This is a genomic window from Rhizobium sp. CRRU65, assembly GCF_048551595.1.
GTDB classification, from domain to species: domain Bacteria; phylum Pseudomonadota; class Alphaproteobacteria; order Rhizobiales; family Rhizobiaceae; genus Rhizobium; species Rhizobium leguminosarum_J.
On sequence record NZ_JBLYZH010000004.1, the window covers coordinates 420,675 to 441,562 of the forward strand.

Sequence of the window (20,888 nt, forward strand, 5' to 3'; positions counted from 1 at the left end):
TCAGCTCTTTTTCGATTTCGCAGGCGCCTTCGCCTTCGTTGCCTTCGGTTTGGCGGCCGTCTTGGTGCTCTTGGCTTCGGCGGCCGCTGCCTTCGGCTTGGCTTTCGTCTTGGCCGCTTTGCCCACAGGTGTCTTTCCGGCCTTCTCGGCGATCAAGGCGAGCGCCTCCTCGACGGTGATCGCCTGGGGATCCTTGCCCTTCGGCAGTGTGGCGTTGACCTTGCCCCAGTTGACATAGGGGCCGTATTTGCCGTCGCGAACGGTAATGGCGCCGCCATCAGGATGATCGCCGAGCGTCTTTAGTGCCGCCGGTGTGCCGCGCGCGCCCCGGCCGGGTGCCTGGTTCGCCTTTTCGGCGATAACAGTCACGGCGCGGTTGAGGCCGACCGAGAACACGTCCTCGACGGTTTCCAGATTGGCATAGGAACCGTCATGCAGGAGGAACGGCCCATAGCGGCCGATGCCTGACGAGATCATCTTGCCCGATTCGGGATGTTTGCCGATATCGCGCGGCAGCGAGATCAGCGCCATCGCCTTTTCATAATCGATGTCCTCGGGTTTCCAGCCCTTCGGCAGCGAGGCCCGTTTGGCTTCCTTGCCGTCGCCGCGCTGGATATAGGGGCCGAAGCGGCCGGAACGCAGCGTCAGTTCCTCGCCGGTGGTCGGATCGGTGCCGAGGTTCTTCGGCTCGTTGAGCGCAGCACCATCCGCATCTCCGCCGTTTTCGGAGGAGAGCTGGCGGGTGTAGTTGCAGTCCGGATAGTTCGAGCAGCCGACGAAGGCGCCGTATTTGCCGAGCTTCAGCGACAGGTTGCCGGTGCCGCAGACCTGACAGATTCTGGGGTCGCTGCCGTCCTCCCGTTTCGGGAAGACGAGCGGTGCCAGCGCCTCGTTCAGCGAATCCAGCACGTTGGTGACGCGCAGTTCCTTGGTGTCCTCGATCTGGGCGAAGAAATCCTTCCAGAAATCGCGCAGCACCTGCTTCCAGTTCAACTCGCCGGCGGAAATCCGGTCAAGCTTCTCTTCGAGATCGGCGGTGAAGTCGTATTCGACATATTTGGTGAAGAAGCTCTCGAGGAAAGCCGTCACCAGCCGGCCCTTGGCCTGCGGGATCAGCTTGCGCTTGTCGATCGTCACATAGTCGCGGTCGCGCAGCGTTGCCAGCGTCGCGGCATAGGTGGAGGGGCGGCCGATGCCGAGCTCTTCCATCTTCTTGATCAGCGTCGCTTCCGAATAGCGCGGCGGCGGTTCGGTGAAATGCTGCGTCGAATTGATCTTCTGCTTGGCGAGCGCCTCGCGCGCAATGATCTCCGGCAGACGGCCATCCTCGTCGCCATCGTCGCTCTGCTCGCCATCTTCCTTCTGGTCGGTATAGGCGGCGATGAAACCATCGAATCGGATGACCGAACCGACGGCACGAAGCCCGGCCTTCTCGCCCTTGTTGTCGGCGGTGATTTCAGCCGTCGTGCGCTCGATCTCGGCCGACGCCATCTGGCTGGCGATGCCGCGCTTCCAGATCAGCTCGTAGAGCCGGATCTGGTCGGCATCGAGGAATTTGCGGACACGGTCGGGCGAGCGGTCGAAATCGGTCGGACGGATCGCCTCGTGCGCCTCCTGGGCGTTCTTCGCCTTGGTCGAATAGAAGCGCGGCTTCTCCGGCATGTAGCGTTCGCCGAACTGGTCGACGATGGCACTGCGCGCCGCGTCGATCGCCTCGGGCGCCATCTGCACGCCGTCGGTTCGCATATAGGTGATCAGACCGACCGTCTCGCCGCCGATATCGACGCCCTCATAGAGCTTTTGGGCAACCTGCATGGTGCGCGAGGCCGAGAAGCCGAGGTTGGAGGAGGCGGCCTGTTGCAGCGTCGAGGTCGTGAAGGGCGGTCCGGGATTACGTTTGACCGGTTTCGCCTCGACAGAGTCGACGACGTAGCTCGCGCCTTCGAGCAAGGCCTTGAGCCGGCCGGCATCCTCGCCGTTACCGATTGCGCGCGGCTGCAGTCGTTTGCCATTCGCCGAAACCAGTCTTGCCTCGAACTCGTCGCCGCGCGGCGTCTTCAGGAGCGCTGAGATGTTCCAGTACTCTTCGGAAATGAAGCGCTCGATCTCGGATTCGCGGTCGCAGACGAGACGCAGCGCCACAGACTGGACGCGGCCGGCCGAACGTGCGCCGGGCAGCTTGCGCCACAGCACCGGCGAAAGATTGAAGCCGACGAGATAGTCGAGCGCGCGGCGCGCGAGATAGGCATCGACCAGCGGCACGTCGATGTCGCGCGGATCGGCCATCGCGTCGAGCACCGCTTTCTTGGTGATCGCATTGAAGACGACGCGCTTGACCGGTTTGCCGTTCAGCACGCGCTTCTTGTTCAGCATGTCGAGAACGTGCCAGGAAATCGCTTCGCCTTCGCGATCCGGGTCGGTCGCGAGAAACAGGCCATCGGCGGACTTCACCGCGTCGGCAATGTCCTTCATCCGCTTGGCGGAGGCGCTATCGACCTCCCAAAGCATTTCGAAATCCTGATCAGGAAGAACGGAGCCGTCCTTGGCAGGCAGATCGCGCACATGGCCGAAGGAGGCGAGCACTTTGTATCCCGGACCCAGATACTTATTGATCGTCTTGGCCTTGGCAGGCGATTCCACCACTACAACATTCATGATGATTCTCTAAAAAGGAAACGACGCCAGCGTTGAAGCCAGCGCGACACACACCGCAACATGGATATCGGCCCTCCGACATGGACAGGGAAATCGCTGCGGTCAAGGGGTTTGCTACAATTTTACCTCTTGTGTCCGCTGCAGCCAAAGGAAGATTATCGGCAAAATACAATTTTAGATATGCTATCGAAGGTTTTCGACTCAGAGTTCGGCAATTCGAAAGCCGCCGCCCGATGTCGTGCCCAGGTTCAATCGGAAAGCGAGACGAGGCCGCCCTGATGCCGGTGCAGCCTGCCTGATATATCGAGTTCCAGAAGGATGAGATAGACCGCGGATGCCGATAGGCCGGTATGGCGGATGACGTCGTCGATCTCGACCGGCGTCGGCCCGAGCGCATCGATGATGCGGTTTCGATCGGAATCCCCGGGCGGCACCGACATCGGCTTGCCATCAGGGGCGGGTTCCTCCGCCATCGATGACGGGAACAGGTCGAATTGCGCAAGCGGCGCCAAGGCCTCGACGACATCGGCGGGAGCGGTGACGATCGAAGCGCCGTCCTTCAGCAGGCCGTTGGTGCCATGGCAGCGCGGATCGAGCGGTGAGCCGGGCACGGCAAACACCAGGCGGCCGAACTCGCCGGCAAGCCGCGCCGTGATCAGCGAGCCTGAACGCGCCGCCGCTTCGATGACGACGAGGCCAAGCCCGATGCCGGCGATCAGCCGGTTGCGGCGCGGGAAGTCGCGGGCGCGCGGCTCCCAGCCGAAGGGCATTTCGCTCACCGCCAAGCCATTGCCGCCTGTTATCTCTTCGAGAAGGCCGATATTCTCCGGCGGGTAGGGCTGGTCGAGGCCGCCGGCGAGCGCTGCGATCGTGCCTGTGTCGAGGCTTGCCCGGTGGGCAGCGGTGTCTATGCCGCGCGCCAGGCCGGAGACCACTGTGTAACCCGCCCGGCCGCAGTCGCGCGCCACCATCGCCGCGAATTTCGCGCCTGCGATCGAGGCGTTGCGCGAGCCGACGATGCCGACGGCCGGCCGATTGGCGGCGGCAAGCGCGCCCTTGACGGCCAGAAGCGGCGGCGCGCCGTCGATCTGCTTCAGCGCTTGCGGGTAGTCCGGTTCGCCAATACCGACGAAGCGGGCGCCGAAGCGACGCGCCGCCTCGAGTTCCCGATGCGCCTCGGCCTCACTGGCTATGCGGATTGCCCGCGTGGCGCCGCCGCGCGCCGAAAGCTCCGGCAGTGCGGCTAGCGCTGCCTCGGCCGAGCCGAAATGATTGATGAGGTCGCGAAAGGTGGCAGGGCCGATATTGTCGGAACGGATAAGGCGCAGCCAGGCAATTCTTTGCCGTTCGGTCAGCGCGACGCCTTTTGGTCCGGCGCTCAGCGCATCCATTATCCCTTTGCCCCGATTTTGCTTTCCGTCCCGCTCATCAGGCGGGAAATATTCGCCTTGTGCTTCCAGTAGGAGATGAGGGTCATGATCGCCATGACAGCCGCAACCTTTTCGTTACCCAGTATCCATAGCGCAATCGGAATGACAAGCATGGCGACCAGCGCCGACAGCGAGGAGTAACGGGTGGTGAAAGCGACCGCCAGCCAGACGGCAGCGAAGAGCACGACCATGATCGGCGCGACGCCGAGCAGGGTACCGATATAGGTGGCGACACCTTTGCCGCCCTTGAAGCCGATCCACACCGGGAAGAGATGGCCGATAAAGGCGAAGAAGCCGGCGATGATCGCGGCCTCCTCGCCGAGGAAATAGCCGACGACCCAGGCCGCGGCCGATGCCTTCAGCGCATCGAGCAGCAGCGTCGCTGCGGCGAGCGTCCGGTTTCCTGTTCTCAGCACATTGGTCGCGCCGATATTGCCGGAGCCGATGCTGCGCACGTCGCCGAGGCCGGCGGCGCGCGTGAGGATCAGGCCGAAAGGGATCGAGCCGAAGAGATAGCCGATAATGGCGGCGGCAAGCGCGATCGGCAGCGTGATCTGCCATGACATGAGATTGGATAACATTTGCCCCCTCAGCCTCTACGTGGCCTATCCTCGAGTCAGCCTTCTCCCGCTGGGGGATGGACGGCGATAGTGTCGGTTCTAAATTGCGTGGACAAGCTTTCCCGAGACGTATGTCGCAACCGCCCGCCCACTGAAGCGCGCATCCTCGAACGGAGTGTTCTTCGAGCGGGAGAGAAGCATGTCTTTGGCGACAAGCCAAGGCTCATCGAGATCGATCAACGCGATATCAGCCGCAGCGCCCGGCTTCAGCGTGCCGGCATTCAGGCCGAAAATCTGAGCGGGACGGGTCGACATGGCGTCGATCAGACGCATCAGGCTCACCTGGCCGCCATGATGAAGCCTGAGGGCTGCCGCTAGCATGGTTTCGAGGCCGATCGCGCCGTCCTCCGCCTCGCCGAAGGGCAGGCGCTTCGTATCGACATCCTGCGGGTCGTGCGAGGAGACGATGATATCGATCGCGCCGCTCGCAAGGGCGTCGGCCATCGCCACCCGGTCGTCTTCCGGGCGCAGCGGCGGATAGAGCTTGAAGAAGGTGCGGTATTCGCCGATGTCGTTTTCGTTGAGCGCCAGATTGTTGATCGAGATGCCGCAGGTCACCTTGGCGCCGCGGCTGCGGGCGCGCTCGATCGCCTCGACCGATTCCGGCACCGAGATCATCGCGGCGTGATAACGGCCGCGCGTCAGCTGCGCGATCCTCAGATCGCGTTCGAGCGGGATGAGCTCGGCTTCCTTTGGAATGCCGGAAAGCCCGAGCCAGCTGGCGAAAAGCCCCTCATGCATGACGCCGTTGGCGCCGAGATATTTGTCGCGTGTTTCGCAGCAGATGACGGCGCCGAATTCGCGCGCATAGGTCATGATCCGGCGCAGCACCTGTGTGTCGTGGACGCTGGAATGGGCATCGGTAAAGGCGACGGCGCCTGCCTGCATCAACAGGCCGATCTCCGTCATCTCCTCGCCGGCAAGGCCCTTGGTGATGGCGGCTGCCGGATAGACGTTGACGGCGGCCGTATCCCGCGCCGTCTTCTTGACGAATTCGACGAGTGCGATGTCGTCGATGATGGGATCGGTGTCCGGCATCATGATGATCGAGGTGACGCCGCCGGCGGCGGCCGCCCGGCTCACCGAGGCGATCGTCTCACGGTGTTCGCCGCCGGGTTCGCCGACATGGACGCGCGCATCGACGAGGCCGGGCGTCGCGACAAGGCCCGTGCAGTCGCGGATGACGGCTCCATCAGGCGCGCCCTGGTTCTGCGCCTTGCCGCCGGCGGCGAGAATCACGCCGTTTTCGGCAATGATCGTCCCCACCTCGTCGAGATTGCGCGACGGGTCGATGATGCGGACGTTCTTGAGGACGATCGGGTTGCTCATGCCATCATTCCATCGCTTCGGGGGCCTTGGTTCTGCGAGACGAGCAGCGTCTCCATGACGGCCATGCGCACCGCGACCCCCATTTCCACCTGTTCGGCGATGACGCTCTGCGGCCCGTCCGCCACTTCCGAAGCGATTTCGACGCCGCGGTTCATCGGGCCGGGATGCATGACGAGCGCATCTTCCTTCGCCGCTTTCAGCGTTTCGGCGTCGAGCCCGTAGAAGTGATAGTATTCGCGCACCGAAGGCACGAAGGCGCCGGACATGCGCTCGCGCTGCAGCCGCAGCATCATCACCACGTCGGCGCCCTTCAGCCCTTCCTTCATCGAATGGAAGACCTCGACGCCCATCTCGGCGATGCCGGCCGGCAGGAGGGTCGCGGGCGCGACGACACGCACGCGGGCGCCCATGGCGTTGAGCAGCAGGATATTGGAGCGCGCCACCCGCGAATGCAGCACGTCGCCGCAGATCACCACGATGATGCGCGAAAGTTTGCCCTTGGCGCGGCGGATCGTCAGCGCGTCGAGCAGTGCCTGGGTCGGATGTTCGTGCTGCCCGTCGCCGGCATTGACGACCGAGCAGGAGACCTTCTGGGCGAGAAGGGCGGCGGCACCGGCGCTCGAATGGCGGATCACCAGCACGTCGGGGCGCATCGCATTCAGCGTCATCGCCGTGTCGATTAGCGTTTCGCCTTTCTTCACCGAGGAATTGCCAACCGACATGTTCATCACGTCGGCGCCGAGCCGCTTGCCGGCAAGCTCGAAGGAGGCCTGTGTGCGGGTTGATGCCTCGAAGAAGAGGTTGATCTGCGTCAGTCCGCGCAGCGTCGACGTTTTCTTCTCTCTCTGGCGGCTGATCTTGACGGCCTCGTCCGCCTTGTCGAGAAGATAGGTGATATCCTGCTCGGTGAGGCCCTTGATGCCGATGAGGTGGCGGTGGGGGAAAAAGACCATGACCCTGCCTCTTGCTGTCTCTGGCGGGTCTATAAAGAGTGCTGCCCGCCGGGGCAAGCATGTGCTGTGGGCAAAGGCTTATGTCCCCATGCATTTTCGCCCGAATTCCGATAGAGCAGAATGAACCGAATCATAACTTCCGGTTTCCCTTTGCCGGGTTCTTACACTAGAAGCGAATTATGACCTCCGCCAACCGGACTGATGACAAACTCGCAGAACTCAACCAGCCGAGCCTGTGGTCCGGCATCAATGCCTATCGATCTGATCCGTTGATCGTCGATCTGACGGCGGCCCTGCCGCGCGGCATCCGCGAAGACCTGGAAAACATGGGCCGCTACGTCACCTCGCCAGAGGCGCAGGAGATGGCGCGCATGGCAAACCAGGGCACGCCGCAGCTGCGCACTCATGGTCCACGCGGTGAGCGCCTCGACGTCGTCGAATTCCATCCTGCCTGGCATGCGCTGATGCGGCGCTCGATGTCGGTCGGCCTGCATTCCTCCGTCTGGGATCCCCAGGCCGATACCGATGCCAAGGACGAGGCCCACAAGGTTCGCGCCGCGCGGTTTTATCTGACGTCACAGCTGGAATCCGGCCATCTCTGCCCGCTGACGATGACGAGCGCTTCCGTTGCGGCGCTCTCGGCTTCGCCCGCGGTCCAGAAGGACTGGGCGCCCAAAATTCTCTCGCGCAAATATGATTCGTCGAACAAGCCCGCCATGCAAAAATCCGCCGTGACCATCGGCATGGGCATGACGGAAAAGCAGGGCGGCACGGATGTGCGCGCCAACAGGAGCGCTGCCGAAAAGGTCAGCGAGGGCATCTACCGGCTGTCCGGGCACAAGTGGTTCATGTCGGCACCGATGAGCGATGCTTTCATCATGCTGGCGCAGACGAAGGAGGGCATGGGCTGCTTCCTCGTGCCGCGCCTTCTGGAGGATGGTTCCGCCAACGGGCTGCAATTCCAGCGGCTGAAGGACAAGGTCGGCAACCGCTCCAACGCCTCCTCCGAGGTCGAGTTTACAGACACGTTCGGTTTTCTGCTCGGTGGTCCGGATGCCGGTATCCGCACCATCCTCGACATGGTGACGCTGACGCGGCTCGACTGCGCGCTGGCCTCGTCAGGCATGATGCGCGCCTCGCTCGCCGAAGCCGTGCACCACACCCGCGGCCGCAGCGTCTTCGGCAAAATGCTCGTCAACCAGCCGATCATGACGCGCGTGCTCGCCGACATGGCGCTCGATGTTGCCGCCGCGACGGCACTGTCCTTCCGTCTAGCCGACGCCTTCGACAAGGCGCGCGGCAACGCCGAGGACGCGGCCTATGCCCGCGTCATGACGCCTGTCGCCAAATACTGGTGCTGTAAGATCGCACCGGCGCTGATCTACGAGGCGATGGAATGCATCGGCGGCAACGGCTACATCGAAGAGCGTCCGATCGCCCGCCATTACCGCGAGGCTCCGGTCAACGCCATCTGGGAAGGCTCCGGCAACGTCATGGCGCTCGACGTGCTGCGCGTGCTGAACCGCGGCAAGGATCTGTTCGAAACGGTCTTCGCCGGCCTTGCCCGCGATCTCGGCCCTGCTGGCAAGAAGACGATCGACGTGCTGCGCGCTGCAATCGCGCTTTGCGAACAGGACGAGGGCGCCGCGCGCCTGCTCGTCGAGCAACTGGCGCTCGCCGCCGGTGCAGCCGAACTCTATCGCCTTGGGGCAGGGCGCATTGCCGATGCCTTCATCGAGACGCGTCTTGCCGGCGGCTGGCGATCCACCTACGGCATGCTCGATTCCCGCTTCGACGCCAGCTACATCGTCGACCTGCTCTATCCGCCAGCGGCCTGACCGCAGCGGGGTAGGCGATCCCGAGGCCAAGACGCTCGGCCATCGGATTGTCCTACGGCGATCATCGTTTATCGTCCGGCCGGTCGCGACGTATCGCGCCGAGGTCGCCTTCCCAGCCTATCCCTGCAAGATCTACGATCGGATTTTTCCGGCGGTGCCTCTCAACGAGGCTTCGCAAAGCCTGGTCGACGGTGGCCTTTTTGTCCCGTGGTGGTCATTGTTGCGTCGAGCAAGGCATCATCGATACCGATATTCGTCCGCATGATCGCGCCCCATGAGTATGATTATCATAGAGATACACATCCACGTCACGGCAGTTCAAGCTCGGCGACGATGTCATCGCCATAAACGAAAATCCGGCCGCGTCGCCGCGGCCGGATTTCAGTGTTTACGTCCAAAAATCAGCGTTCAGAAGAAGCCACGGCGCTGCCACCAGCCGGCTTTCTTCGGCTTGCCGTCATCGCCTTCGACATTCTCGACGCGGGTGGATTTCACCGTCGGCTCGGAGGAGGAGATGTTGGATTCGCGGTTGGCGCGAACCGGCTTTGCCTCTTCCTGAACCGATGTTTCGAGATCGGCGGAGGCTTCTACCAGTTCGGGTTCGGCCTCGACCGCAGGGGCCGTCTCTGCAACCGGTTCCTCAACCGGCGCTGCGGCCGGTTTGCGGCGGCCGCGGGCACGGGCGGGCTTCACCTCTTCGGTTATGACAGGCGCGCTCTCGACGGCTGCCATCGCGGCCTGGCCTTCGTCGGCCTGTTCGGCAATCGCCTCGACCGCTACGGCTTCGCTCGGAGCGCCGTCGTTCGAAACGTCGTCGCCTTCGTCCTCGTCGCCGCCATTGTCTTCACCGGCTTCGCCAGCCGTCAGTTCCGAACCATCCTCGGCGCGATTGCGACGGCCGCCCCGCTTGCCGCGACGGCGCCGCTTGCGGCGCTGCGATTCCTCGCTTTCGGCACGTGTCTCGGGCGTGGCTTCGGTGTTTTCATCACCTTCGCCACCCTCGTCGTCGCCGTCCTCATCCTCGTCGCCGGCTTCGCCTGTCGCTGATAGCGGCTGTTCGGCATTGCCGTTGCGGCCGCGGCGGCGCCTGCGGCGCTTGCGCTTGCGATTGCCGTCGGCTTCGCTTTCCGCGCGGGCCGCGACGGGCCGCTCGGAAACGGCCGGCTTTTCCTCGAGTTCCTCGTCTTCCTCCTCATCCACTTCGATGACGATGTCGTCGTCGTCATCCTCGGGAATGGCTGCGAAGTTGAAGAGGGTTTCAATCTTGACCGGGTTTTCCACCGGCTCGCCGCGATCGATCGCGAAATGTTGCGCGCCGACCGAGCCGTCCGCATCGATGATGATCGCAACGCCGAAGCGGCTCTCATAATCGATGATCGTCTGGCGCTTGTGGTTGAGCAGGTAGAGCGCGATGTCAGGCGTGGTGCGCACGGTGATGTTGTGCGTGGTGTTCTTGAGCAGATATTCCTCGATGCCGCGCAGGACATGCAGGGCGACGGAGGACTGCGAACGCACATGGCCGCTGCCGCCGCAATGCGAGCAGACCTGCGTCGTCGATTCGAGAACCGAAGCGCGGATGCGCTGGCGCGACATTTCGAGCAGGCCGAAATGCGAGATCCGGCCGACCTGGATGCGGGCACGGTCGTTCTTCAGGCATTCCTTCAGCTTCTTCTCGACGGCGCGGTTGTTGCGCTTCTCTTCCATGTCGATGAAGTCGATGACGATCAGGCCGGCAAGGTCGCGAAGGCGAAGCTGGCGGGCGACTTCGTCTGCAGCCTCCAGATTCGTCTGCAGCGCGGTGTCCTCGATCGAATGTTCGCGGGTCGAGCGGCCGGAGTTGACGTCGATCGAAACCAGCGCTTCGGTCTGGTTCATGATCAGATAGCCGCCGGACTTCAGCGTCACCTGCGGCTGCAGCATGCGGTCGAGCTGAGCCTCGATGCCGGAACGCGAAAAGATCGGATGGATGTCGCGATAGGGCTGAACCACCTTGGCATGGCTCGGCATCAGCATTTTCATGAAGTCTTTCGCTTCACGATAGCCTTCTTCGCCGGAAACGATGACTTCGCTGATATCCTTGTTGTAGAGGTCGCGGATCGAACGCTTGATCAGCGAGCCTTCCTCGTAGACGAGGCAGGGAGCGGTGGACGCCAGCGTCAGCGTGCGCACGTTCTCCCAAAGGCGCATCAGATATTCGAAGTCGCGCTTGACCTCCACCTTGGTGCGGTTGGCACCGGCGGTGCGAAGGATGACGCCCATGCCCTGCGGCACCTCGAGCAGGCGCGCGATTTCCTTCAGGCGCTTGCGGTCGGCAGGATTGGTGATCTTGCGGGAAATGCCGCCGCCGCGCGCCGTGTTCGGCATCAAAACCGAATAGCGGCCGGCGAGCGAGAGATAGGTGGTAAGGGCTGCACCCTTGTTGCCGCGCTCTTCCTTGGCGACCTGCACGAGCAGGATCTGGCGGCGCTTGATGACTTCCTGGATGCGGTACTGCTTGCGCGGCTTGCGCTGCACGCGGTCCGGCACTTCTTCCATCGCGTCTTCGGCGCCGACGGATTCGATGACTTCTTCTTCACCGTGATCGTCATCATCGTCGTCGTCATCGTGGCGACGCTTGCTGGTATCGACGTCCTCGGAGATCGAGTCGGTTTCCACCATCGCGGCCATCGCGCCGCCGGTCGAACCGTCATCCTCATTGTCGACGCTCGACGCGCCTTCGGCTTCGACGTCTGTGGGAACAGCGTCCTCGGTCGCGGTCGTTTCGGCAACCGGTTCGGCTGCCTTCTTGCGGCTGCGACGCGGCCTTGCCTTCTTGGCCGGCGCTTCCTCGGCGGCCTCGGGCGATGCCGCGGCCTCTACCGCTGCGGTCTCTTCCGTTACGGCAGCCGCTTCCGGCGCGATGCCGACATCCGGCTGATCCTGCTTGGAAAGATCGACCATCGGCGCGGTTTCGACATGCTCGACGTCTTCGTCGCGGCGATGCTCCTCGGCTTCGGCCCGAAGCAGCGCCTGACGGTCGGCAAGCGGTATCTGATAATAGTCGGGATGGATTTCGGCGAAGGCCAGGAAACCGTGCCGGTTGCCGCCGTAATCGACGAAGGCGGCTTGCAGCGAGGGTTCGACCCTCGTCACCTTTGCAAGATAGATGTTGCCGCGGATCTGCTTCTTGTGCTGGGACTCGAAGTCAAATTCTTCTATGCGGTTCCCGCGAACGACAACGACGCGCGTCTCTTCCTCGTGAGACGCATCGATAAGCATTTTGTCTGCCATGTAAGCTGTGCTCCTCGGCGTGGCCGCGAGAGCGCATTCCCGACTGCTGTTGAGACAGAAAGAATGCGGTCCACTGTAGCCGCGCCGGATAATGAAAGTCGCGCCTGATGCGAGGGGGAGGGCAGCAGCCAGACCGCAGCCGGAACCATTTCGGTCCGGGGCCTGTACACTTCAGATAAAACCTGCTGCGAAACCATCAACAACCAAGCGTGATCGACAAATACGAAGACCCGTTCGGGTCCGATGAGTTTGCTCCCTGAGAGCGTGGTGGCTGATCCACCAATGAATTCCGACAATAAGCCGGAAAATCAGGATCCAGTTCTAGGGATTAAGCGCATGAGACGGCGGACGATGACCGGTGTGGCGCCAGGTCCTGATCTGGCTGGCAGCCTTCGCGGCGACTCTATCCCGTCAACACTTTACCCTGAAATTCGTTGTATGTTTTCTGTGTCACAATAGCAAGGGAAAAGCCAAATGTGCCATAATATTGATGGATTTCGCAACGCATAGAAGCTGGGGATAAAGTGATCGCGATTCGGCAGGCTGCAGCGGGTGTTTCGTCACAGGGACGTTGGCCGCAGCCGCGTCGGGTCCATCGCAATACAGATAGGGTGTGGCGGTTTATTGTTTAAGAGGGCTCGGATCGCGGCGAAATCCGCAGCGCGGCGATCGACATTCGCAAGGCGGGTTCTGGCGGCGCTTCTGGTCGTTAGTCTGCTGCCGGCAGCTGCCAGCTCCGTCGAGGCCAAGGATCCGCTGCTTGCCTATGGCGCGCGCATCGTCGGCGACGACGCAAGGACCCGCATCGTCATCGATTTCGATCGCGAGCCGCGTTTCTCCGTCCACTATATCGCCAATCCGGAACGCATCGTCGTCGACTTGCCGGCGACCGCCTTCGGTTTTGCGGCGAAGGATCTTGCCGCCCGCGGCCTGTTCAAGGATATCCGCTACGGCAAGATGGACGAAGAGAGCGCCCGCATCGTGCTGACGACGACAGGGCCGGTGAAGCTGGCGCTTGCCAAGGTGCAGGCCGATGAGACGGGCAACGGCCATCGCCTCGTGCTCGATGCAGAGATGATCGACAAGAAGGCCTTTGCCGAACTGGTGAAGACGCAATCCTGGAGCGACCGGACTGAGGCGGCTCAGACGACGAGCGCCATTCCGGCACCGCAAAAGGCTGCGCCCGGCGATTTCGTCATCGCCGTCGACGCCGGCCATGGCGGCATCGACACCGGCGCGATCGGCGTCGACACCAAGACCGAGGAAAAGCAGGTGACGCTTGCCTTCGCGAAGGCCTTGACCGACCGGCTGAACAAGGAACCGGGCATCAAGGCTTTCCTGACGCGCGAAGATGACGAGTTCCTGTCGCTTTCGCAGCGTGTGCTGATCGCACGCCAGAATCATGCCGGCCTCTTCATTTCGCTGCATGCCGACACGCTGAAGCAGAAGGATATCCGCGGCGCGACCGTCTACACGATCTCCGACAAGGCATCCGACAAGCTCGCCGCCGACCTTGCTGAACGTGAAAACCTCTCCGATCAGATCGCCGGCAAGGAGACGGTCGCCGAGCCGCCGGAGGTTGCCGACATCCTGCTCGATCTGACGCGGCGCGAGACGCAGGCCTTCTCGATCTCGCTGGCCGAGAGTGTGCTGAATTCTTTCAAGGATCAGGTCGGCACCATCAACAATCCGCACCGTCATGCCGGCTTCCGCGTGCTGCAGGCGCCTGACGTGCCGTCGATCCTTCTCGAGATCGGCTTCCTCTCGAATGCCGAGGACGAGAAACTGCTGCTCGACGAGGCCTGGCGCGGCAAGATCGCCGGTCTCTTGACCGACGCAGTCAAGCGATACCGCGCCGCCGTCATGGCGAATGGCGGCTGACGGCGCCGCCTAAAGATCTGTAGCGGTTGCAGTACGGCGACATGCATGAAAACAAAGATTTAAGTGCGCCGCATGAATCAAATTCTGAGCAAGATACCTCAGATTGACGGCGGCGCCGGGCGTTGCTTGGATGTGACAGTTCTAATGAAACGCGGCCGCAGCCGTGAATGCGGCGCAGACAGCCCTATTTTGCTCACATTCACGCCGTTACTCCGGCTTATGTTTCGCAGCCTGAGGCGCGGAATTCGGCTTGTGGCGGTAGCGCTCATAGAGTAAGCCGCGCAACGTGCAAATTGCCTTGATCTGTGCAATCGTTGCGGCTGCGCCGATTGAAGATCGAAGAGACCGGTAGCTGAAATATGGTTAGACTTCTTGGATATTTCTTCGGAATGGCCTGCGTCCTGTTTCTGGTCGCGGCGGCGGGTATTGCCATCTATCTCGCCAATGTCGCGAAGGATCTCCCGGACTATGCCGTTCTGAACAGCTATGCGCCGCCGGTGACCACCCGCGTGCACGCCGGCAACGGCGCTCTGATGGCCGAATACGCCAAGGAAAAGCGTCTCTTCCTGCCGATCCAGGCTATTCCCGACCGCGTGAAGGCCGCTTTCCTGTCGGCCGAAGACAAGAATTTCTACAATCACCCGGGCGTTGATCTCACCGGTCTCGGCCGCGCAATCCTCGTCAACCTGCAGAATTTCGGTTCCGGCCGCCGCCCGGTCGGTGCCTCGACAATCACCCAGCAGGTGGCCAAGAATTTCCTTTTGAGCTCGGACCAGACGATCGACCGCAAGATCAAGGAAGCGATCCTCTCCTTCCGTATCGAGCAGGCCTACAGCAAAGACAAGATCCTCGAACTCTACCTGAACGAGATCTTTTTCGGCCTGAATTCCTATGGCATCGCCGGCGCAGCACTCACCTATTTCAACAAATCCGTCACCGAACTGACCGTCGCCGAAGCCGCCTATCTGGCATCGCTGCCGAAGGGTCCTGCCAATTACCATCCGTTCCGCCATCCGGAAGCTGCGCTCGAGCGTCGGAACTGGGTGATCGACCGGATGGTCGAGAACGGCTATGTCAGCCAGCCTGACGGCGAGGAAGCCAAGAAGCAGCCGCTCGGCGTCACCGCCCGCACCACCGGCCCCTCGCTCTTTGCTTCGGATTTTTTCGCCGAAGCCGTGCGCCGCCAACTGATCGACCAGTACGGCGAAAAGGTCCTTTATGAGGGCGGCCTTTCGGTGCGCACGTCGCTCGATCCGCAGATGCAGCTCGCTGCCCGCAAGGCGCTGCAGGACGGTCTGGTCACTTACGACGAGCGCCGCGGTTTCCACGGCCCGATCAAGCAGATCGATGCGAGCGGTGATTGGGGCAAAGCGCTTGCCGATATTCCCGCACTGTCCGATGTGCCGGAATGGCGGCTTGCCGTGGTACTCGCCGTATCCGACTCGAACGTCGACATCGGCCTACAGCCGGGCAAGGATGGAAGCGGCAAGGTTGAGGCCGATCGCCAGCGCGGCACGATCGACGCCAAGAACATGCAGTGGGCCTTCCGTTCGGCCGACGGCGCCCGCAAGACCACGAAATCGCCGGTCGGCGCCGTGTCCCCCGGTGACGTTGTCTATGTCGCAAAGCTCGGTGACGACGCGTCGACCTCCTATCGCCTGCAGCAGCCGCCGAAGGTGCAAGGTGGTCTGGTCGCCATGGATCCGAAGACCGGCCGCGTGCTCGCCATGGTCGGTGGCTTCTCCTACGCCCAGTCCGAGTTCAACCGCGCCACCCAGGCGATGCGTCAGCCGGGCTCCTCGTTCAAGCCTTTCGTCTACGCGGCGGCGATGGACAATGGTTATACGCCGGCTTCGGTCATCATGGACGCGCCGATCGAGATCGTCTCGGGCGGCCAGGTCTGGAGGCCGGAAAACTACGGCGGCGAATCCGGCGGCCCGTCGACGCTGCGTTCGGGCATCGAGCATTCGCGCAATCTGATGACGGTGCGCCTCGCCAACGATCTCGGCATGAACATCGTCGCCGAATATGCCGAGCGCTTCGGCATCTATGATCACATGCTGCCGGTTCTCTCCATGTCGCTCGGCGCCGGCGACACGACGGTGCTGCGCATGGTCTCGGCCTATTCGGTCATCGCCAATGGCGGCAAGCAGATCAAGCCGACATTGATCGACCGCATCCAGGACCGCTACGGCAAGACGATCTTCAAGCATGAGGAGCGTCTCTGCGAGGGCTGCAACGCCGGCGACTGGCAGAACCAGGAAGAGCCGAATATCGTCGACAATCGCGAAACCGTTCTCGACCCGATGACCGCCTACCAGATCACCTCGATGATGCAGGGCGTCATCCAGCGCGGCACCGCTGCCGGCAAGATCGATCTCGGCGGTCGCGACGTCGCCGGCAAGACCGGCACCACCAACGACGAGAAGGATGCCTGGTTCGTCGGCTTCACGCCGGATCTGGTCGCAGGCCTCTATATGGGCTTCGATACGCCGGCCCCGCTCGGCCGCGGCGGCACCGGCGGCGTCTTGTCCGCCCCGATCTTCAACGAATTCATGCAGGCTGCCGTCAAGGACACGCCGGAATCGAAGTTCGTCATTCCATCAGGCATGAACCTGATTTCGATCGACCGCAAGACCGGCATGGCGGCCGGCGACGGCGATCCGAACACCATCATCGAGGCCTTCAAGCCCGGCACCGGCCCGGCCGACAGCTTCTCCGTGATCGGCATGGACAGCACCATGGCGCCGGAGGAAATCCTGAAGACTTCGCCGCAGGCGAACCAGGCCGTCCAGACCGGCACGCCCGGCCTGTTCTGACCGAGGGCCTGAATTTTATACGCCCGCTGCGGCCCTTTACATCCGCGGCGGGCGTCTCTATGTCACCAGCACCTGAAGAAGACCGAGACAGAGAAGCAGGAAAATGCGAGCGGAAATCGAAAACGTGGTCGATGAAACCAAGCAGGCTATCACCCTGCTGAGGAGGCATCTTTGACTGGGACCAGGCGATAAGACGGCTGGACTGGTTGAACAACAAGGCAGAGGATCCGAACCTCTGGAACGACGCTTCCGAAGCGCAGAAGCTGATGCGCGAACGCCAGCAGCTCGATGACGGCATCAACGGCGTCAAGCAGCTCGAACAGCAGCTGAACGACAATATCGAGCTGATCGAGCTTGGTGAGGAAGAGGGCGACCAGAGCGTCGTCAAGGAAGCCGAAGACACGCTGAAGGCCTTGAAGGCCGAGGCCGCGCGCCGCCAGGTGGAAGCCATGCTCTCCGGCGAAGCCGATGGCAACGACACCTATCTCGAAGTCCATTCCGGCGCCGGCGGCACCGAAAGCCAGGACTGGGCGAACATGCTTTTGCGCATGTACACCCGCTGGGCCGAACGCCAGCGCTTCAAGGTCGAGCTTCTCGAAGTCCATGATGGCGAAGAGGCGGGCATCAAGTCCGCGACACTGCTCGTCAAGGGTCATAATGCCTATGGCTGGCTGAAGACGGAATCGGGCGTACACCGGCTGGTGCGCATCTCGCCCTACGACAGCAATGCGCGCCGCCACACCTCCTTCTCGTCGATCTGGGTCTATCCGGTTGTCGACGACTCGATCCAGATCGAGATCAACGAAAGCGACTGCCGCATCGATACCTATCGTTCGTCGGGCGCCGGCGGCCAGCACGTCAACACCACCGACTCGGCCGTGCGCATCACGCATATCCCGACGGGCATCGTCGTGCAGTGCCAGCAGGAGCGCTCGCAGCACAAGAACCGCGCCAAGGCCTGGGACATGCTGCGTGCCCGCATGTATGAAGCCGAATTGAAGAAGCGTGAGGACGCCGCCAGTGCCGAAGCCGCTTCCAAGACGGAGATCGGCTGGGGCCACCAGATCCGCTCCTACGTGTTGCAGCCCTATCAGATGGTCAAGGACCTGCGCACCGGCGTCGCCAGCAGCGCGCCGGACGACGTTCTCGACGGCGACCTGAACGAGTTCATGGAAGCAGCACTTGCCCATCGCATCAGCGGCGCCGCCGATGCGGTCGTCGAGGATGTCGACTGATCGGATTGACGATAGATTGAAGTAACAAAGCCCCGGAGACGGGGCTTTTTTGTTTTGGAAGGCTGGCAAGTCCGGCGCGCTTCAGCGGCTCGATCGTCGAGGCGATCATAGCTCTGGTTCGGCGTAAGAACTTATCGTTTCACCTCGAGACGATGGCGGAAGGTCCGCTGAGCCGCCCTCGCATTTATATGTTCGACACTGACTTGACATTTGTCGAGTCGATGTCGAATAATGTCATTGTCGATATCGGGGCTGGAGATCACCGATGTCGATCGGCTCCCGCCAATCGGTTGCCGGTGCATGTGTGGAGGAGAAAAGGGTGGAGCTTTTGCTGGATGTGGAAGGGCTGAAGAAGTCCTTTGGTGGTGTCGCGGCATTGCGCGACGGCCGCTTCGAACTTCGCGCCGGCTCGGTCCACGCACTTTGCGGCGGCAACGGCGCAGGCAAGTCGACCTTTCTCAAGATCCTCATGGGTATCCATAATCGCGATGCTGGCTCGATCCGCCGTCGTGGCAAGGACGTAGACTTTGCCAGCCCCGCCGACGCGCTCGCCTCCGGCATTGCCATCATCGAGCAGGAGTTGAGCCCGGTTCCGCACATGACGGTAGCGGAAAACATCTATCTCGGCCGCGAGCCCTCGACACGTTTCGGCGGTATCGATTTCCGGACGATGAACCGCTCCGCCCAAGGGCTTCTCGACGATCTCGAATTCGATATCCGCGCCACCCAGTACATGATGAACCTCTCCGTTGCGCAGATGCAGCTCGTCGAGATCGCCAAGGCGCTAAGCCACGATGCCGAGGTCATCTTCATGGACGAGCCAACCTCGGCAATCGGTGAGAAAGAGGCTCAGCAGCTCTTCGCGGCCATCCGGCGCCTGAAGGGGCAGGGACGCGGCATCGTCTATGTCTCGCACCGGCTTTCGGAAATCTTCCAGATCGCCGATTCCTATACCGTGTTTCGCGACGGTGCCTATGTCGGCAGCGGAGACCTCAAGCAGATCAGCCGTCCTGATCTCATCCGGATGATCGTTGGCCGGGAACTGGCCGAGGAATATGTCAAGACCAATACGCCGACATCCGAAACCGGCCTCGAGGTTACGGCGCTGAGTTGCCCGAACAAGATCGAGGACATTTCCTTCTCCGCCCGCAAGGGCGAGATCTTCGGCATCTACGGGCTGATGGGCTCGGGCCGAACCGAGATCTTCAATTGCCTTTTTGGCCTCGAAAAATCCTCCGACGGCAGGATCGTCGTCGATGGTGCCCGCATCTCCGTGTCGAAGCCGGCGGATGCGATGGCAAATGGCCTGGCGCTGGTGACGGAGGATCGCAAGCTGACGGGCCTCAATCTCTCCGACTCCGTTCGCGCCAACATCTGTATGGCAAGCTTACCGGAGATGAGCCCTTCCTTTGCCATGAGCCGCCGTCGCGAGGCCGAGGCCAGTCGTCGGATCCAGGCGCAATTTCAGATCAAGGCCGCCCGTGACACCATGCCGATCTCGGGCCTGTCAGGCGGCAATCAGCAGAAAGTGGTGCTCGGAAAATGGTTCCTGCGCAATCCGAAGGTGCTGCTCCTCGATGAGCCGACACGTGGCGTCGATGTCGGCGCCAAGCGCGAAATCTACCGCATCATCTGTGATTTTGCCGCGGCCGGCGGAACGGTCGTGATGATCTCATCGGAAATCGACGAAGTTCTGGGCATGTCGGACCGTATCATGGTGATGCGCGCCGGTAGGAGCGCGGGAATTTACAGCCGGGAGGAAACGGATGCCCAATCACTCGTCCACCTATCGACCTGATCAGGATCAGGTCATCCTTACGGCGCCAGAGGAGCGAGCAAGAGTGTCAGAGAGCGATGATAGCAATGCCGGCGGCTGGTTCAGTTCGGATCGGCGGCGGCTGTTGATACAGGAATACGGTATCTTTCTCGCTTTTCTGCTTCTCGTGGTGGTCCTTTCGTTCTCGAACGAGTTCTTCCTGACCGGCGGCAATATTTCCAATGTGCTCCTGCAGACTTCGATCAACGGCGTGCTTGCCATCGGCATGACCTTCGTGATCCTGACGCGCGGCATCGATCTTTCGGTCGGCTCCGTCGTGGCGCTTGCCGGCATTGTCAGCGCCAGCTTCTCGACGACCTCCGCTACGGCGGCGATCGCCGGTGCGCCCTATCCGGTGGCCATCGGACTTGCGGTCGGCATCCTGGTTGGCGTTGCCTGCGGCGCGATTTCAGGGGCGATCGTCTCGCGATTTTCCGTTCCGGCCTTCGTCGCCACTCTTGGCATGCTTTCGGCCGCGCGCGGCTTGACGCTGATCTATGGCGGCGGTCGCCCCGTTCCCGCGCTGACGCCGGCCTTCCGGTGGATCGGCACCGGCGACGTCTTCGGCATTCCGGCCCCCGTCATCATTCTCGCCGTCGTTTTCGCGGCTTCGTGGTGGATACTCAGCCGGACGCGCTTCGGCCGCTACATCTATGCCGTCGGAGGCAATCCGCATGCGGCAAAGACCTCCGGTATCGACATCGGCCGCATTCGTTTCACTGTCTATGTCATTTCCGGCGGTCTTGCCGGTCTTGCCGGCATGCTGCTCAGCGCCCGGACGGGATCGGCCCTGCCGCAGGCGGGCATTGCCTATGAGCTGGACGCGATTGCGGCGGTCGTCATCGGCGGCACTAGTCTGTCGGGTGGTGTCGGCCGGGTGACGGGCACGCTGATCGGTGCGCTCATCATCGGCGTCATGAACAACGGCCTCGATCTGATGGGGATCCAATCCTACTACCAGCAGGTCCTGAAAGGTGCCCTGATCGTCGGCGCTGTGATGCTCGACCAGAAGCGAACTTACGGGGCCTGAGCCCCATCGGAA

The 20,888-nt window shown here is 62.2% G+C and carries 12 protein-coding genes; 6 read left to right on the forward strand and 6 right to left on the reverse strand.

Annotation, left to right across the window (positions count from 1 at the left end):
• The 5 genes from topA to ACM5SV_RS11070 form a co-directional block, all read right to left on the reverse strand.
• Positions 1–2,655, reverse strand: a complete 2,655-nt coding sequence (gene topA / locus ACM5SV_RS11050) for a type I DNA topoisomerase (protein WP_012756988.1) — start codon at positions 2,653–2,655, stop codon at positions 1–3.
• Positions 2,656–2,903: 248 nt separating this feature from the next.
• On the reverse strand, positions 2,904–4,046 hold the full coding sequence (gene dprA, locus ACM5SV_RS11055; RefSeq protein WP_012756989.1) for a DNA-processing protein DprA: 1,143 nt from the start codon (positions 4,044–4,046) through the stop codon (positions 2,904–2,906).
• Positions 4,046–4,666: a glycerol-3-phosphate 1-O-acyltransferase PlsY gene (plsY, locus tag ACM5SV_RS11060; protein ID WP_012756990.1), complete on the reverse strand. Its 621-nt coding sequence runs from the start codon at positions 4,664–4,666 to the stop codon at positions 4,046–4,048. The genes dprA and plsY overlap by 1 nt, the downstream gene beginning before the upstream one ends.
• A 78-nt stretch (positions 4,667–4,744) precedes the next feature.
• Positions 4,745–6,034, reverse strand: a complete 1,290-nt coding sequence (locus ACM5SV_RS11065) for a dihydroorotase (protein WP_012756991.1) — start codon at positions 6,032–6,034, stop codon at positions 4,745–4,747.
• Positions 6,031–6,987, reverse strand: a complete 957-nt coding sequence (locus ACM5SV_RS11070; protein ID WP_222014274.1) for an aspartate carbamoyltransferase catalytic subunit — start codon at positions 6,985–6,987, stop codon at positions 6,031–6,033. The genes ACM5SV_RS11065 and ACM5SV_RS11070 overlap by 4 nt, the downstream gene beginning before the upstream one ends.
• 179 nt (positions 6,988–7,166) lie before the next feature.
• On the opposite strand from ACM5SV_RS11070, the gene ACM5SV_RS11075 reads away from it, so the two are divergent.
• Positions 7,167–8,825, forward strand: a complete 1,659-nt coding sequence (locus ACM5SV_RS11075; RefSeq protein ID WP_012756993.1) for an acyl-CoA dehydrogenase family protein — start codon at positions 7,167–7,169, stop codon at positions 8,823–8,825.
• A 408-nt stretch (positions 8,826–9,233) separates the two neighbouring features.
• Here the strand turns inward: ACM5SV_RS11075 and ACM5SV_RS11080 are convergent, their stop codons facing one another.
• Entirely contained in the window at positions 9,234–12,095 is a 2,862-nt protein-coding gene (locus ACM5SV_RS11080; RefSeq protein ID WP_012756994.1) for an Rne/Rng family ribonuclease, read from the reverse strand.
• Positions 12,096–12,719: 624 nt separating this feature from the next.
• Between ACM5SV_RS11080 and ACM5SV_RS11085 the strand changes: the two genes are divergently transcribed.
• The 5 genes from ACM5SV_RS11085 (at position 12,720) to ACM5SV_RS11105 (ending at position 20,876) form a co-directional block, all read left to right on the forward strand.
• Positions 12,720–13,976: an N-acetylmuramoyl-L-alanine amidase gene (locus ACM5SV_RS11085; protein ID WP_017993635.1), complete on the forward strand. Its 1,257-nt coding sequence runs from the start codon at positions 12,720–12,722 to the stop codon at positions 13,974–13,976.
• A gap of 359 nt (positions 13,977–14,335) precedes the next feature.
• Positions 14,336–16,795 carry a penicillin-binding protein 1A gene (locus ACM5SV_RS11090; protein WP_222014273.1) on the forward strand — a complete coding sequence of 820 codons (2,460 nt, stop codon included), beginning with the start codon at positions 14,336–14,338 and terminating at the stop codon, positions 16,793–16,795.
• A 103-nt stretch (positions 16,796–16,898) separates the two neighbouring features.
• Positions 16,899–18,030, forward strand: a protein-coding gene (gene prfB / locus ACM5SV_RS11095) for a peptide chain release factor 2 (RefSeq protein WP_012756997.1) whose coding sequence is annotated in 2 segments (ribosomal slippage) — positions 16,899–16,967 and positions 16,969–18,030 — 1,131 coding nt in all. Because the reading frame shifts where the segments join, the coding sequence is not laid out codon by codon here.
• A gap of 319 nt (positions 18,031–18,349) precedes the next feature.
• Positions 18,350–19,828 carry a sugar ABC transporter ATP-binding protein gene (locus ACM5SV_RS11100; RefSeq protein ID WP_113545999.1) on the forward strand — a complete coding sequence of 493 codons (1,479 nt, stop codon included), beginning with the start codon at positions 18,350–18,352 and terminating at the stop codon, positions 19,826–19,828.
• A gap of 43 nt (positions 19,829–19,871) precedes the next feature.
• Positions 19,872–20,876, forward strand: a complete 1,005-nt coding sequence (locus tag ACM5SV_RS11105) for an ABC transporter permease (protein ID WP_011651405.1) — start codon at positions 19,872–19,874, stop codon at positions 20,874–20,876.
• Positions 20,877–20,888 lie beyond the last annotated feature (12 nt).